Source organism: Streptomyces sp. NBC_00250 (assembly GCF_036192275.1).
Classification (GTDB): Bacteria; Actinomycetota; Actinomycetes; order Streptomycetales; family Streptomycetaceae; genus Streptomyces.
Genome location: NZ_CP108088.1, coordinates 6,890,822 through 6,905,292, shown reverse-complemented (window position 1 = coordinate 6,905,292; position 14,471 = coordinate 6,890,822). Strand labels below are relative to the sequence as shown.

Sequence of the window (14,471 nt, the reverse complement as noted above, 5' to 3'; positions counted from 1 at the left end):
TCACGAGCGCCGCTACGAGAACAGGGCGCTGTAGGCGTTGAGGGCGGGCTGGCCGCCGAGGTGGGCGTAGAGCACGGTCGAGTCCCGGCCGATCTCTCCCCGGTCCACCAGGTCGATCAGCCCCGCCATCGACTTCCCCTCGTACACGGGGTCGGTGACCATGCCCTCGGTGCGGGCGGCGAGCTTCATCGCGTCGAGCGTGGCCTCGTCGGGGATGCCGTACACCCCGGCGTGGTAGCGCTCGTCCAGCTCGACGTCGGCCGCCGTCACCGGCCGCTCGACACCGATGAGGGCGGCGGTGTCCCGGGCGATCCGGGTGATCTGCTCGTGCGTCGGGCCGGGCTTCGCGGAGGCGTCGACGCCGATGATCCGCCGGGCCGGGCCGTCCTCCTCCTCGGCGAGAGCGGCGAAGCCCGCGACCATGCCGGCCTGGGTGGAGCCCGTCACCGAGCAGACGACCACCGTGTCGAAGAAGACGCCGAGCGCGCGCTCCTGCTCGGCCACCTCGTAGGCCCAGTTCGCGAAGCCGAGCCCGCCGAGCGGATGATCGGAGGCACCCGCCGGGATCGCGTACGGCTTGCCGCCGCTCTCCTCGACCTCCCGCAGGGCCTGCTCCCAGCTCTCCTTGAAGCCGATCCCGAAGCCCGCCTTCACGAGGCGTACGTCGGCGCCCGCGAGACGGCTGATCAGGATGTTGCCGACCTTGTCGTAGACGGAGTCGGGCCAGTCGACCCAGCTCTCCTGGACGAGGACGCACCTGAGCCCGGCGCGGGCGGCGACGGCGGCCACCTGCCGGGTGTGGTTGGACTGGACGCCGCCGATGGAGACGAGGGTGTCGCAGCCCTGGGCGAGGGCGTCGGCGACCAGGTACTCCAGCTTGCGGGTCTTGTTCCCGCCGTACGCGACACCGGAGTTGCAGTCCTCGCGCTTGGCCCAGAGGGTGGCGCCGCCGAGGTGGTGGGTGAGGCGTTCGAGGGGGTGGACCGGCGAGGGCCCGAAGAGGAGCGGGTAGCGGTCGAAGTCGGTGATCGGCAAAGCGGCTCCCGGTGAGTGACGGCTGCTGGTCGACGTTCCTGGACGCGGAGACGGAGGCGCTACGGAGCGGCGGGAGCGGGCGGCGGGGGCGCGGGGATGCCCGTCACCACCGCCACCTCGATGGCGTCGTCGGCGAGCTGTTCGAGGGCCGCCCAGATCTCCGTGGTGACCCGCACCGCCTCCGCCGCGTCCCCCGCCTCGCACGCGTCGATGAGCCGGGCGTGCAGCTCGGCCGAGCCGCAGCTCCCGGCGTCGCCGAAGAGCCGTCGTTCGACACGGCGGATCAGGGGGGTGTACCGCGCGATCGTGGCGGCGGCGGCGTGGTTGCCGCTGGCGATGACGAGGACCTGGTGCAGCTCGTCGTCGGCGTCGAGGGCGGCCTCGACGTCGGAGGCGCGGACGGCCGCGGCGAAGCGCTCGTTGGCCTCGCGCATGGCCCGGATGCCCTCGGGCCCGAGCAGGGGTACGCCGGTCCGCGCGGCGAGTTCGTGCATCACCCGGACCACCGAGGCGGCGTCCCGGACGACGCGGCTGACCGGCCGGGTGACCCGGGTGTAGCTCTGCGGCTTGGACTCGACGAGCCCCTCGTCGCCGAGCCGGGCCAGGGCCTCGCGCACGGGTGCGCGCGAGAGCCCGAGCCGTTCGGCGAGGTCGGCGTCCTTGAGCGGGGCTCCGGGGGCGAGGTCGCCGCGCACGATGGCCTCGCGCAGCGCCTCGTACGCCCGGTCACGCAGCAGGGTCCGGCTCACGGGCCGTAGTGCGTCCATGGACTGACATGTTAGATGTCAGTCCACGGAACCGACCAGGGGTCAGCGGCGGGGCTGACGGCGCCAGGGGCCGGTGATGGCCACCATGATGCCCGGGTCCTGGATGTTGGCGAACAGCGTGTCGCCGTCGGGCGAGAAGGTCACACCGGTGAACTCGCTGCCGTTGAGGTCGTTGCGGGCGATCGGGTAGGTGCGGCCCGAGTCGGTGGCGCCGAAGAGGTGCTGGACGCCCTCGCCGTCCTCGGCGATGACGAGCCCGCCGTACGGAGAGACGGTGATGTTGTCGGGGCCGTCGTAGGCGCCGTCCACGTCCGGGGCGGCGTTCACGCCGAGCAGCACCTTGAGGGTGAGGGTGCGGCGCTTGGGGTCGTAGAACCAGACCTGACCGTCGTGCGCGGCGCCGGGGCTCTCCTCGCGCGCGTAGGAGGAGACGACGTACGTGCCGCCGTCGGCCCACCACATGCCCTCCAGCTTGCGGGCACGGGTGACCTGGCCGTCCGTGAACTGCTTGCGGACGGAGACGGTACGGCCGTCCCGGTCGGGGACGTCGACCCAGTCGACCCCGTAGACGGTGCCGATCCGGCTCGCCCGGGAGAGGTCGTCCACGAAGCGGCCCGCGGAGTCGATGCACTTGGCGGCCTGGAGCACACCGGCGTCGTCGGCGAGGGTACGGAGCTTCCCGCGGCCGTGCTCGAAGCCCTTCGGCGGCACCCAGCGGAAGAGCAGTCCGTTGGGGTTGGAGGCGTCCTCGGTGAGGTAGGCGTGGCCCCGCTTGGGGTCGATGACGACGGCCTCGTGGTCGTACCGGCCGAAGGCCTTGACCGGCTTCGGGGCGCGGTTGGCGCGGCGGTCGCGCGGGTCGACCTCGAAGATGTAGCCGTGGTCCTTGGTCATGCCGTTGACGCCGGCGCGGTCGGAGTTCTCCTCGCCGGTCAGCCAGGTGCCCCAGGCGGTGCTGCCACCGGCGCAGTTGGTGGAGGTGCCGGCGATGCCGACCCACTCGGCGACCGTGCCGTCGCGGTGCACCTCGACGACCGTGCAGCCGCCGGCCGCGGCCGGGTCGTAGACGAGCCCCTCGGTGAGCGGCACCGGGTGGGCCCACTTGTCGCGGGTGCCCTTGAGCTCGTGGTTGTTGACCAGGTACGTGGTGCCGCGCGGTCCGGCGAAGGCGGCGGTGCCGTCGTGGTTGGAGGGCGTGAACTCGCCGGACTCCAGCCGGGTCACACCGCTGTGGGTGATGACGCGGTACGTGAACCCGGCGGGCAGGGCGAGCATCCCCTCGGGGTCGGCGACGAGCTCTCCGTACCCGAGCCGGTGGCCGTGGCCGTGCCCATGCCCGTGGTCGCCGTCGTGGTCGTGACCGTGGCCGGCGCCGTACGTCTCCAGGTCGTCGGAGGCGAGTGCCTCGGGCGCGGTGGCGAGAGCACCGACGACACCGGTGAGGGCGAGCCCCGCACCGGCGACGGCGGACTGCTTGGTGAACTCTCTGCGGTTGAGGGGCATGTGTGGCGTTCTCCCTGTGCTGGCCCGGTTGTCGCGGGCCACCCTCCCGCGCCGCCACGAACACCGCCTGAACGCCACGGGAACACCGCCGGGCGCGACGGCCCGGCGGTGTCCCCGGCGCTCACCGTCAGGCCCCGACCGCCCCTGCGTCAGGCCCGACCGCCTCCCGCGTCAGGCCCCCGACCGCGACCGCGCCTTGAAAGCGGCCTTGCGGGCCTCCTTCGCCGCGCCCTTGTCCCGGTGCAGGCGTCCCATCGCCTCCAGGACCTCCGCGGTCGCCGGGTGCTCCACCCGCCAGGCCGCCTCGAAGAAGCCGCTGTGGCGGCCCGTGAGCCCCTCGATCAGCTCCTGGAGCTCCTCCAGGTCGCCGTCCGCGTCGAGCTGGGCCGCGATCGTGTCGATCGCCAGCCAGAAGATCATCGACTCCGGCGGCGCGGGCACGTCCGCCGCGCCCCGTTCGGCGAGCCAGACCCGCGCGAGACCGCCGAGTTCCGCGTCGTCCAGGACTTCCCGTACGGCCGGCTCCGCCTCGGCGCCCACCAGGGACAGCGTCTGCTGGCAGTGGAGACGGCGGAGCGGCGAGCCGGCGTCCGCGCCGCGCGCGGCGTGCAGCAGCTCGCGGGCGGCGCCGAGCGCGTCGCGGCCGGTCAGCCAGGCGGCGGTCTCCTCGCGGGCGGCGGCCTCCGGGTAGCCGGAGATCCCGTCGAGCAGCGCGTCGGCGCCCTTGTCGGCGAGGTCGCCGACGGCCGGGGCGTCGACGCCGGCCTCCAGCATCCGGGCGCGGACGCCGTAGAGGCCGAGTTCGGTGAGCCGGACCATGCCGTACCGGGTGACGTCCTCGTCGTCGACCGGCGGCGCGGGCTCCTCGCCCTCCTCCGCCATCAGCGCCTCGTCGACGGGCTGGTACTCGACGAGTCCGATCGGTTCGAGCAGCCGGAACTGCTCGTCGAGCCGCATCATCGCGTCCGAGACCTGCTCCAGGACGTCGTCGGTCGGTTCGCCCATGTCGTCGGGGACGACCATCGACGCGGCGAGCGCGGGCAGCGGGACCGGTCCCTCGCCGGGGCCGCCCTCGCTGACGGTGAGCAGGTAGAGGTTGCCGAGGACGCCCTCCAGGAACTCGGCCTCCACCTCGGGGTCCCAGTCGAGCGACTCGATGTCGATCTCGCCGTCCTCGCCGACGATCGCGTCCAGGTCGTCGAGGACGGGGGCGACGGCGTCGGCGAAGACCACGTCGAAGCCCTCCAGCCAGAGCGCGAGGACGTCCTGGGGCGAACCGCCCGTCATGAGCGCGAGGTTCTCGCCGGGCGTGGCCCGCCCGGGAGCGTCGCCCGCCTCGTCCTCGTCGCCGTCCTCGACGTTCACCAGGCCGGTGTCGACCGCGAGGCGCCAGGCGTCGGCCGCCCAGATCTCGGCGTCCTCGTCGTCGGTGAGGCCCAGGACCTCGACGGCCTCGGGCAGTTGCTCGTCGACGAGTTCGCCGCCCGCGTCGACCCGGGTGTCCGGCCCGGCCCAGCGGGCGAGCCGTACCGCGTGCGCGAGGAGGGGGGCCGCCAGGGCGTCCCGCGCCAGCTCCGCGTCCGCACGCAGCCGAACGGGGGGAAGGGTGGGGTGCTCCGCTGACATCTGGGGGGTCTCCTCGACGCGTCCGTGGGTGAAGGGTGAAAGGGGGCTCAGAGAGGGCTCGAAGCGCGGCTCTCAGCGTAGACGCATCCGGGAGGGCGTCCGTCGGTTCACACATCCGTCAGCCTTCGTACACTCGTCGACTCTTGACAAGTTGGGCGCTCTGCAAAGAGATTGACGCGCGTAGATTCATCTGCCGTTCCTCCAAGCACCCTCGGAGTCCCCTGATGCCTTCCTCCATACCGAGATCTGCCGGCCGCACCGTCGCGCGCTCCGCCGCGGTCTCCGCCGTCGTCGCCTCCGCCCTCTCCGCGGGTCTGCTCGCCGGTTCGACGAGCGCCGCCGCCGACGACGCCGCGGCCGGCGTCCGCATCCACGACATCCAGGGCACGACCCGCGTCTCGCCGCTCGTCGGCACGCAGGTCACCGGCGTCACGGGCATCGTCACCGGCGTCCGCACCTACGGCTCGCGCGGTTTCTGGATCCAGGACCCCGAGGCCGACGCGAACCCGGCCACCAGCGAGGGCATCTTCGTCTTCACCAGCTCCGTCCCGACGGTCGCCGTCGGCGACGCGGTCAGCCTGAACGGCACGGTCACCGAGTACGTCCCCGGCGGGCTGAACTCCGGCAACCAGTCGCTCACCCAGATCTCCAAGCCGGTCGTCACCGTGGTCTCGAAGGGCAACGCCGTCCCGGCCGCCGTGACCGTCTCGTCCTGGTCGGTCCCCGACGAGTACGCCCCCGAGGGCGACCCGGCCGCCGGCGGCTCGATCAACGGCCTGACCCTGGACCCGGAGACGTACGCCCTGGACTACTACGAGTCCCTGGAGGGCACGAACGTCCGGATCGGCTCCTCGCGCGTGGTCGGCGCCACCGACCCGTACTCCGAGCTCTGGGTGACGGTGAAGCCCTGGGAGAACCGCAACTGGCGCGGCGGCACGGTCTACGGCTCGTACGAGTCGCAGAACACCGGCCGTCTGCAGATCCAGTCGCTGACCCCGATCGCCCAGCAGCCGTTCCCCAAGGCGAACGTCGGCGACCGGCTGACCGGCACGACCGAGGGCCCGCTCGACTTCAACCAGTTCGGCGGCTACACGATCACCGCCCGCACCCTCGGCACGGTCGTCGACCAGGGCCTTGAGCGGGAGTCCACGGACAAGCAGCACAAGAACGAGCTGGCCGTGGCCACTTACAACGTGGAGAACCTCGACCCGAGCGACCCGCAGGAGAAGTTCGACGCGCTCGCGAAGGCGGTCGTCGACAACCTGGCCTCGCCCGACATCCTCGCCCTGGAGGAGATCCAGGACAACACCGGCGCCAAGAACGACGGCACGGTCGCCGCCGACCAGACGGTGAAGAAGTTCACGGACGCGATCGTCGCGGCCGGCGGCCCGGCGTACGAGTGGCGCTCGGTCGACCCGGAGAACAACAAGGACGGCGGCGAGCCCGGCGGCAATATCCGTCAGGTCTTCCTCTTCAACCCCGAGCGGGTCTCCTTCACGGACCGCGCGGGCGGCGACGCCACGACCGCCACCGCCGTGACGGGCACGAAGGGCCACGCCGCGCTGACCGTCTCCCCCGGCCGGATCGACCCGGCGAACACCGCCTGGGAGAGCAGCCGCAAGCCGCTCGCGGGCGAGTTCGTCTTCCGCGGCCGTACGGTCTTCGTGATCGCCAACCACTTCGGCTCCAAGGGCGGCGACGAGTCGATCGTCTCGCACCACCAGCCGCCGAACCGTTCCTCCGAGGCGAAGCGACTCCTCCAGGCGCAGGCCGTCAACGCCTTCGTGAAGGACATCGTCGCGCTTGAGAAGCAGGCCGACGTCCTCGTCGTCGGCGACATCAACGACTTCGAGTTCTCCGGCACGACGCAGGCGCTGACCGACGGCGGCGCGCTGTACCCGGCCGTGAAGTCGCTGCCGCGCAGCGAGCGCTACTCGTACGTCTTCCAGGGCAACAGCCAGGTCCTCGACCAGATCCTGACCAGCCCCGGCGTGCACCACTTCGAGTACGACAGCGTCCACATCAACGCGGAGTTCGCCGACCAGGACAGCGACCACGACCCCCAGGTCCTGCGCTTCCGCCCGTAGCGGCTCCGGGGCCGGCCGGCCCCCTCACACGCCCGCGCTCAGACTGAGCGCGGGCGTGTACCGCCGCACCCGGCCGCCCACGAGCCGCGGGTCGTGCTGGACGCGCGTCCAGGCCTCGCTCAGCGGGGCGTCGTCCGCCAGCCAGTCCAGATGGGCCTGCTCGCTCTCCCACTCGGCGTAGTTCAGCACCCGTCCGCCGTCGACGGACAGGTGGAACTGACCGCTGATCCCGCCGGTCGCCGGCCGCGTCACCGCGTCCTCGTCCAGGGCGGCGAACACGCTGTCCACCCATTCCTCCCGGTGCCCCGCGCCGGCCTCGGCTCCGGCCCCTTCGAAGTCCGCCTCGACGATCACGACGACCCCGGGCAGCTCCCCCGCGCTCGTCGCGGCGTGGACGGTGGAGCGGTGGATCGCCCCGTAGCGGCGGAGTTCCACCCGCTCGATGCCGGGCACGGCCGCGTCGATCTCGGCGTTCCGGTCGTCGCGGTAGGTGCGGACGAAGTCGTCGTAGGCCTTCTGCTCGGTCCACTGCGAGTAGTGCAGCAGCGTGTCCCCGTCGGTCCCGGTGAGGACGCTGTACGAGAGCAGCCCGAGGTCCGGCCATTCCCGGCTCTCCCAGGCCGTGCGGATCGCCTCGACGGCGGCGCGCTGGCGCTCGGGAGTGCCGACGCTCCAGGTGCTGACGAGGACGGCGCCGACTCCGGGGCGGTGGAGGTCGGGACGGGCATCGGGGCGTGCGACGGCGTTCATGGGGGAGGTCTCCTGTTCCTCGGGGTTCCTCGGGGTTCCTCGGATGGCTCCACCGTCGCCCCTCAACCTTGGTCGAGGTCAAGCCCCGCCCCCGTGCGAGACTTCGCGCCATGACCCGCGCCCCGATCCTCCGCCCGGCCACCCGCAGCGAACTCCCCGCCGTCCTCGCCCTCCTCGCCGACGAGGAGACCGTCGTGGACCCCGCCACGGTCACCGTCACCGAGGCGTACGAGCGGGCGTTCGCGGCCATCGAGGCCGATCCGCGCAACGAGATGCTGGTCCTGACGGACGGTGAGCTGGTCCTGGGCTGTCTCCAGGCCACGTACATCCCGGGGCTCGGCAAGGGCGGCGCCGAGCGGGCCCTGATCGAGGCGGTCCGGATCAGGGCCGACCGGCGCGGCGACGGTCTCGGCCGGGAGCTGATGGAGCGGGCCGTGGCACGCGCGCGGGAGCGCGGCTGCGCGCTGGTCCAGCTGACGAGCGACAAGCGGCGGACGGAAGCCCACCGCTTCTACGCCTCACTGGGCTTCGCGCGCAGCCACGACGGTTTCAAGCGCGTCCTCTGAGGCGGAGCTAGCCCAGCAGGTGTCCGCCACCGTCCACGAGCAGCACCTCGCCGGTGATGTACGAGGAGTGGGCCAGGTCGTGGACGGCCCCGGCGATGTCCTCGGCGCGGCCGACCCGGCGCAGCGGGACGACGTCCGCCACATGGGCCTTGGCCGCGTCGGCGCCGTCGACCCCGTCGAACCAGGGAGTGTCGATGAGGCCGGGCGCGACCGCGTTGACCCGCACGTCGGGGCCGAGGGTCTTGGCGAGGAGCTTCGTCATGTGGTTGACGGCCGCCTTGGAGACGGCGTACGGGATGGAGCTGCCGCCCGGCCGGACGCCGGCCTGGGAGGAGACGTTCACGATGGCGCCGCGGGTCTTCCGCAGGTGCGGGACGGCGGCGGTGACGGTCTGCCAGACGCCGATGACGTTGACGTCGTAGAGGTGGCGCCAGACCTCGGGCGAGGCGGCTTCGAGGTCGTCGTGCGGGATGAACCGGGTGGTGCCCGCGCAGTTGACGAGGAGGTCGAGGCGGCCGAGGGTCTCCACGGCCCGCTCGACGAGGGCCTTGGCCTGGCTCTCGTCGGACACGTCGGCCTGGAGGTAGACGGCGCCGGGCAGTTCGGCGGCGAGCCGTTCGCCCGCCTCGACGGAGCGGGCGGAGTTGACGACGACCCGGTAGCCGGCCTCGGCGAGGCGGCGGGCGACGGCGGCGCCGATGCCCGAGGACGAGCCGGTGACGAGTGCGACGCGCTGTCCTTCGGTGCTGTGTGAGCTCATGCTGTGCTGTTCTCCATGTCCCCTGTCGCGCCCGTCGATCATGCCAGACGGCCCCGACCCTTCAGTAGCCCTTATCTCTTGAGCCAAGCAGATCTAAGTGGACCTTCATGGTCCGATGCGCCCAGACTTGTCGGATGACTTCTGCACGACCTTTCGGACGCGCGCTCTGCGCGATGATCACCCCGTTCACCGCCACCGGTGAGCTCGACCTCGACGGGGCGGGCGAGCTGGCCGCCCGACTCGTCGGCGAGGGCTGCGACGGCCTGGTCCTCAGCGGCACCACCGGCGAGTCGCCGACCACCGGCGACGCCGAGAAGGCCGCGCTCGTCCGCGCCGTCCGGGAAGCCGTCGGGCCCGGGCCCTCGGTCCTGACGGGCGTCGGGACCGCCGACACCCGGCACACGGCCGAGCTGGCCCGCCAGGCGGAGGCGGCGGGGGCGGACGGGCTGCTCGTCGTCACCCCGTACTACAGCCGCCCGCAGCAGTCGGCCGTCGAGGCGCACTTCCTGAAGGTCGCGGACGCGACCGGCCTTCCGGTGATGGTCTACGACATCCCCGGCCGTACGGGCACCCGGGTCGAGCCGGCGACGATGCGGCGGCTCGCCGAGCACCCGCGGATCGTGGCGGTGAAGGACTGCGCGTACGACCTGCTGAGCTCGGCCCGGCTGATCGCGGAGACCCCGCTCGCGTACTACTCGGGCTGCGAGGAGATGAACCTGCCGCTGTACGCGGTCGGCGGCGCGGGCTACGTCAGCACGGTGGCGAACGTGGCGGCCCGTCAGCTGCGCGGGATCCTCGACGCCTTCGACGCCGGCGACACCGCGGAGGCGGCCCGGCTCAACGCCCGGCTGATGCCCCTCGCCGAGCGGATGATGGCCGCGGGCCTGCCCGGCACGGTGACCGTCAAGGCGCTGCTCGGCGGCCCGGTGCGGGAACCGCTGCAGCCCGCCGACCGGGAGACGGCCGACGGGCTGCGGGGGCTGTACGAGGCGCTGGTCCGGACGGATCAGGCGGAGTCGGTGGTGTAGGTCCTGCCGAGGATCGCGGCGTGCTCCAGGACGTCCTCCAGCGGGTCGTCGATCTGACCCGTGTGGAGCGAGAGGCTGGGCCCGTTGGTGACGGTGGACCCGTTGTGGGTGTGCGTCTCGTCCGCCGCGGCCGTCCCGGCCGGCAGCAGGACCGCCGCCATCGTGAGCACTCCTGCGACCATGGGCTTCGTCCTCATGTCGACTCCTCGCCTTGTCTGCGTGCGGTGACTCTGCTTTCTGTTAACGCAGAGTCACCGGATCAGTTGTGGCTGTGGAGGATGTCGTTCAGCCCGCCCCAGACCGCGTTGTTCGGGCGGGCCTCGACGGCGCCGGTGACCGAGTTGCGGCGGAACAGGATGTTCGAGCCGCCGGAGAGGTCGCGGGCCTTCACGATCTCGCCGTCGGGCATCGTGACCCGGGTGCCGGCGGTGACGTACAGACCGGCCTCGACGACGCACTCGTCACCGAGCGCGATGCCGACGCCCGCCTCGGCGCCGATCAGGCAGCGCTCGCCGATCGAGATGACGACGTTGCCGCCACCGGAGAGGGTGCCCATGGTGGAGGCGCCGCCGCCGATGTCGGAGCCGTTGCCGACGACGACGCCGGCGGAGATCCGGCCCTCGACCATCGAGGTGCCGAGGGTGCCGGCGTTGAAGTTGACGAAGCCCTCGTGCATGACCGTGGTACCGGCGGCGAGGTGGGCGCCGAGGCGGACGCGGTCGGCGTCGGCGATGCGGACCCCGGCGGGCACGACGTAGTCCGTCATGCGCGGGAACTTGTCGATGCTCGTCACGGCGAGGTGCAGGCCCTCGGCGCGCGCGTTGAGGCGGACCTTCTCGACGTCGTCGACGGCCACCGGACCGAGCGAGGTCCAGGCGACGTTGGTGAGGAGGCCGAAGACGCCGTCCAGGCTCTGGCCGTGCGGCTTGACCAGGCGGTGGCTGAGCAGGTGCAGCCGCAGGTAGGCGTCGTGGGCGTCGAGCGGCTTCTCGTCGAGCGAGGCGATGACGGTACGGACGGCGACCACCTCGACGCCCCGGCGGGCGTCCACGCCGAGGGCCTTGGCGGCGCCCTCGCCGAGGGCGTTCACCGCCTCGTCGGGGCTGAGCCGCTGGGTGCCGGCGGGGCCGGGCGCCTCGGTCAGCTCGGGGGCGGGGAACCAGGTGTCGAGAACGGAGCCGTCACCGGCGATGGTGGCGAGGCCGGCGGCGACGGCGCCGGTGGTGCGAGGAGCAGTGGTCATGACGGAAAACCTAACCGGCGGGGCCCCGCGCGGGCCAACCGGTCTCAGGTGTCGGTCGAGCGTGTGGGCGGTTCCGACGAGCGCGGGAGGGCCCGTTTCGGTCCTTCCTTCAGGACGGGTACGGCACTTGCCCGGCTCTCGCCCGAACTCTCGTCCGGCTCCCGCTCAGGCCGGGCGCAGCACCCGCGTCAGCATCTCGCGTGCGTACTCCTCGTCGTACGCGTCGCCGGTGAGCAGGGACTGGAGGCAGATGCCGTCCATGAGGGCGACCAGGGCGCGCGCGGTGGCGGGGTCGGTGTGCCGGGAGAGGACGGAGACCACGGTCTCGGTCCACTCGGCGGCGACGGGGCGGAGCGCGGGGCGGCGCAGGGCGGCGAGGTAGAGCTCGTACTCCAGCTCCACGCGGGCGCGTTCGCCGCCCATCCACTCCCCCAGGAGGCGGGCGAGCGCGGCCCCGAGGTCGGTGTCCGGCGCGGCGAGGGCGGCGCGTTCCCGCAGCAGCTCCCCGAAGCCCTCGTTGGCTTTGCGGAGCGCCGCGACGAGGAGTTCGTCGAGGGAGGCGAAGTGGTACGTGGTCGAGCCCAGCGGCACATCGGCCTCCGCGGCCACGGTGCGGTGGCTGATCCCGGCGATCCCGGCGCGTCCGGCGACCCGGAGGGCCGCGTCGACGATCCGCTCGCGCCGTTCGGGGTCGTGGCGGCGGGGGCGGGCCATCAGTGGGCGCCGCCCAGGTTGAGGACGGCGACCCCGGCGACGATGAGGACGATCCCGGCGATCTTGGGGAGGCTGAGGGTCTCGCCGAGGAAGAGGATGCCGATGGCGGCGACGGCGGCGGTGCCGACGCCCGACCAGATGGCGTACGCGGTGCCGACCTGGAGCGTCTTGAGCGCCTGCGCCAGGAGCGCGAAGGCGACGACGTAGCCGACGCCGGTGACGATCGAGGGCCAGAGCTTGGTGAAGCCCTCGCTGTACTTCATGGAGGTGGTGGCGAGTATCTCCGCCGCGATGGCGCCCGCAAGCAGTCCGTAACCCATGCGTACGAGCGTACACAACATACGTACAGCCGTACGCAACGACGCCCGATACGGTGTCCCGCATGACGATTCCCCCAGGTCCGCCCTACGGTCCCGCAGGGCCGCCCTACGGCTACGGCTACCCGCCTCCACCGCCGCCGCCGAAGCCCGGCGTGATACCCCTGGCACCGCTCACCTTCAGCATGATCCTGACCGGCGCCTTCTCGACCTTCGGCCGCTACTGGAAGCAGCTCCTGGGCGTGGCGGCGGCCATCTACCTCGGTGCCCTGCTGGTCGTCCTGGCGGCGATCGGCATCGCGTACGCGGCCGTGGGCGACCTCTTCCCCGCCGTGTTCGACCTGCCCGAGGGCCAGACGCCGCGGTGGGACGACATCCGGCCGCTGATCATCGCCTTCGCCTGCGTCTGGATCGCCGGCGTGATCGCGATCCTCGTCGCGAACGCCCTGGTGGCGGCGGCCTGTCCGGCCGTGGTCCAGGAGGCCGTCCTCGGCCGGCCCACGACCTTCGGCGTGATCTGGCGCCGGGCCTGGGCCCGGATGCCGGCCGTGCTCGGCACGGTGCTCCTGACGAGCGTGGCGTTGCTGATCCCGGTGATCCTCTTCATGGTCGCCTTCGTCATGATGATGATCGCGTTCGTCGCCGAGATCGCCGACGCGTCCACGGGCTCGGACGCCGGCTATTCAGGCTCCGGGATCTCGTTCGCCGTCGTGCTGCTCTGGTTCCTGGGCGCGCTGGCGACCCTCCCGTTCGCCCTCTGGATCTGGGTGAAGTTCAGCCTGGCCCCGTCGGCGGCGGTGATGGAGGGCCAGGGCGCGGTCGCCTCGATGCGCCGCTCCTCGCACCTGGTCCGGGGCTCCTGGTGGCGGCTGTTCGGCTCGCTGCTCGCCGCCGGGATCATGGCCTCCGTCGTCGGCATGCTGATCCAGCAGGTCATCTCCCTGCTGGTGTCGACCCCGCTGTCGGCCACCGACTTCTCCGACGTGGACTCCTCCGCGATGGTGGCCGCCCTGGTGGTCGTGATCACGTTCGCCGCCCTCGGCCAGCTGATCAGCCAGATGATCGTCTCCGTCTTCCCCCCGCTGGTCACGGCACTGCTCTACGTCGACCAGCGCATCCGCAAGGAGAACCTGGCCCAGGACCTGAGCCAGGCGGCGGGAATCCTCTAGACACGCGGCCACGCGCGCGACCGGACACCACCCGGACACGCGAAACGGCCGTGCCCCGAGGGGCACGGCCGTTCACCGCCAGAACGAGCGGGTCGATCAGACGTTGAAGCCGAGCGCGCGCAGCTGCTCGCGGCCGTCGTCCGTGATCTTGTCCGGGCCCCACGGGGGCATCCAGACCCAGTTGATCTTCAGTTCGCTGACGATGCCGTCCGTCGCGGACTTCGCCTGGTCCTCGATCACATCGGTCAGCGGACAGGCCGCCGACGTCAGGGTCATGTCCAGCGTCGCGATGTTCGACTCGTCGATGTGGATGCCGTAGATCAGGCCCAGGTTGACGACGTCGATGCCCAGCTCGGGGTCGACGACGTCGTACAGCGCCTCGCGGACTTCTTCCTCGGAGGCCGGCTTCATCGTGGCCTCGGCGTTCTCGGTCATGCCGACTTCCTCTCCGCCGCGTCACCCAGAGCCTGGGCGGTCGCGTCCTTCCACGCCATCCAGCTGAGCAGCGCGCACTTCACACGGGCCGGGTACTTGGAGACTCCGGCGAACGCGACCGCGTCCTCCAGGATCTCCTCCATCGCGTCGTCGGGCTCGATCTGGCCCTTGGACTGCATCAGCTCCAGGAAGGTGCCCTGGATCTTCTGCGCCTCGGCCAGCTCCTTGCCGACGAGCAGCTCGTTGAGGACGGACGCCGAGGCCTGGCTGATGGAGCAGCCCTGTCCCTCGTACGACACGTCCTCGATGAGCGAGCCGTCGTACTTCACGCGGAGCGTGATCTCGTCGCCGCACGTCGGGTTGACGTGGTGCACCTCGGCGTCGCCGTCCCGAAGACCGCGCCCGTGCGGGTGCTTGTAGTGGTCCAGGATGACGTCCTGGTACATCGAATCCAGCTTCACGAGCCGTCCC

The 14,471-nt window shown here is 72.0% G+C and carries 16 protein-coding genes; 4 read left to right on the top strand and 12 right to left on the bottom strand.

The window, feature by feature from the left end; genetic code table 11:
* Positions 1 to 12: 12 nt before the first annotated feature.
* From OG259_RS31255 to OG259_RS31240, 4 genes are all read right to left on the bottom strand, one after another.
* A complete protein-coding gene (locus OG259_RS31255; protein ID WP_328945294.1) occupies positions 13 to 1,035 on the bottom strand; it encodes a 1-aminocyclopropane-1-carboxylate deaminase in 1,023 nt (340 codons plus the stop codon).
* Between the two features lie 59 nt (positions 1,036 to 1,094).
* A complete protein-coding gene (locus tag OG259_RS31250) occupies positions 1,095 to 1,802 on the bottom strand; it encodes a GntR family transcriptional regulator (protein WP_328945293.1) in 708 nt (235 codons plus the stop codon).
* Between the two features lie 42 nt (positions 1,803 to 1,844).
* Positions 1,845 to 3,305: an alkaline phosphatase PhoX gene (locus OG259_RS31245; protein WP_328945292.1), complete on the bottom strand. Its 1,461-nt coding sequence runs from the start codon at positions 3,303 to 3,305 to the stop codon at positions 1,845 to 1,847.
* A 171-nt stretch (positions 3,306 to 3,476) separates the two neighbouring features.
* Positions 3,477 to 4,931, bottom strand: coding sequence for a hypothetical protein (locus tag OG259_RS31240; RefSeq protein ID WP_328945291.1), 1,455 nt, complete (start codon positions 4,929 to 4,931; stop codon positions 3,477 to 3,479).
* Between the two features lie 224 nt (positions 4,932 to 5,155).
* Between OG259_RS31240 and OG259_RS31235 the strand changes: the two genes are divergently transcribed.
* Complete coding sequence (locus OG259_RS31235) at positions 5,156 to 7,018, top strand: endonuclease/exonuclease/phosphatase family protein (protein ID WP_328945290.1); 1,863 nt, start codon at positions 5,156 to 5,158, stop codon at positions 7,016 to 7,018.
* A 24-nt stretch (positions 7,019 to 7,042) separates the two neighbouring features.
* On the opposite strand, the gene OG259_RS31230 is transcribed toward OG259_RS31235, so the two are convergent.
* Positions 7,043 to 7,768 (bottom strand): antibiotic biosynthesis monooxygenase, encoded by a 726-nt coding sequence (locus tag OG259_RS31230; protein WP_328945289.1) that lies wholly within the window; start codon positions 7,766 to 7,768, stop codon positions 7,043 to 7,045.
* Between the two features lie 110 nt (positions 7,769 to 7,878).
* Here OG259_RS31230 and OG259_RS31225 point away from each other — a divergent pair, with 110 nt between their 5' ends.
* On the top strand, positions 7,879 to 8,334 hold the full coding sequence (locus tag OG259_RS31225; protein ID WP_328945288.1) for a GNAT family N-acetyltransferase: 456 nt from the start codon (positions 7,879 to 7,881) through the stop codon (positions 8,332 to 8,334).
* 7 nt (positions 8,335 to 8,341) lie between these two features.
* Here OG259_RS31225 and OG259_RS31220 read toward each other — a convergent pair whose 3' ends face one another.
* On the bottom strand, positions 8,342 to 9,094 hold the full coding sequence (locus tag OG259_RS31220) for an SDR family NAD(P)-dependent oxidoreductase (protein ID WP_328945287.1): 753 nt from the start codon (positions 9,092 to 9,094) through the stop codon (positions 8,342 to 8,344).
* A 134-nt stretch (positions 9,095 to 9,228) separates the two neighbouring features.
* Here OG259_RS31220 and dapA point away from each other — a divergent pair, with 134 nt between their 5' ends.
* Positions 9,229 to 10,122, top strand: coding sequence for a 4-hydroxy-tetrahydrodipicolinate synthase (dapA, locus tag OG259_RS31215; protein WP_328945286.1), 894 nt, complete (start codon positions 9,229 to 9,231; stop codon positions 10,120 to 10,122).
* Here the strand turns inward: dapA and OG259_RS31210 are convergent.
* The 4 genes from OG259_RS31210 to OG259_RS31195 all read right to left on the bottom strand — a co-directional run bounded on the left by OG259_RS31210 (position 10,101) and on the right by OG259_RS31195 (position 12,399).
* The gene (locus OG259_RS31210; RefSeq protein WP_328945285.1) at positions 10,101 to 10,319 is read right to left on the bottom strand and encodes a hypothetical protein; all 219 of its coding nucleotides are present in this window, start codon (positions 10,317 to 10,319) and stop codon (positions 10,101 to 10,103) included. The two genes, dapA and OG259_RS31210, sit on opposite strands and share 22 nt — an antisense overlap.
* Positions 10,320 to 10,381: 62 nt before the next feature.
* Positions 10,382 to 11,365, bottom strand: a complete 984-nt coding sequence (dapD, locus tag OG259_RS31205) for a 2,3,4,5-tetrahydropyridine-2,6-dicarboxylate N-succinyltransferase (protein ID WP_328945284.1) — start codon at positions 11,363 to 11,365, stop codon at positions 10,382 to 10,384.
* Positions 11,366 to 11,530: 165 nt separating this feature from the next.
* Positions 11,531 to 12,079, bottom strand: coding sequence for a TetR/AcrR family transcriptional regulator (locus tag OG259_RS31200; RefSeq protein ID WP_328945283.1), 549 nt, complete (start codon positions 12,077 to 12,079; stop codon positions 11,531 to 11,533).
* A complete protein-coding gene (locus tag OG259_RS31195; protein ID WP_328945282.1) occupies positions 12,079 to 12,399 on the bottom strand; it encodes a DMT family transporter in 321 nt (106 codons plus the stop codon). Before OG259_RS31195 ends, OG259_RS31200 begins: the two co-directional genes overlap by 1 nt.
* Positions 12,400 to 12,461: 62 nt before the next feature.
* On the opposite strand from OG259_RS31195, the gene OG259_RS31190 reads away from it, so the two are divergent.
* A complete protein-coding gene (locus OG259_RS31190; protein ID WP_328945281.1) occupies positions 12,462 to 13,565 on the top strand; it encodes a DUF7847 domain-containing protein in 1,104 nt (367 codons plus the stop codon).
* A gap of 96 nt (positions 13,566 to 13,661) precedes the next feature.
* Here OG259_RS31190 and OG259_RS31185 read toward each other — a convergent pair whose 3' ends face one another.
* Together OG259_RS31185 and sufU are read right to left on the bottom strand one after the other, a co-directional pair.
* Positions 13,662 to 14,000, bottom strand: a complete 339-nt coding sequence (locus OG259_RS31185; protein WP_055602247.1) for a metal-sulfur cluster assembly factor — start codon at positions 13,998 to 14,000, stop codon at positions 13,662 to 13,664.
* On the bottom strand, positions 13,997 to 14,461 hold the full coding sequence (gene sufU / locus OG259_RS31180) for a Fe-S cluster assembly sulfur transfer protein SufU (protein ID WP_266890541.1): 465 nt from the start codon (positions 14,459 to 14,461) through the stop codon (positions 13,997 to 13,999). Before sufU ends, OG259_RS31185 begins: the two co-directional genes overlap by 4 nt.
* Between the last annotated feature and the right edge of the window lie 10 nt (positions 14,462 to 14,471).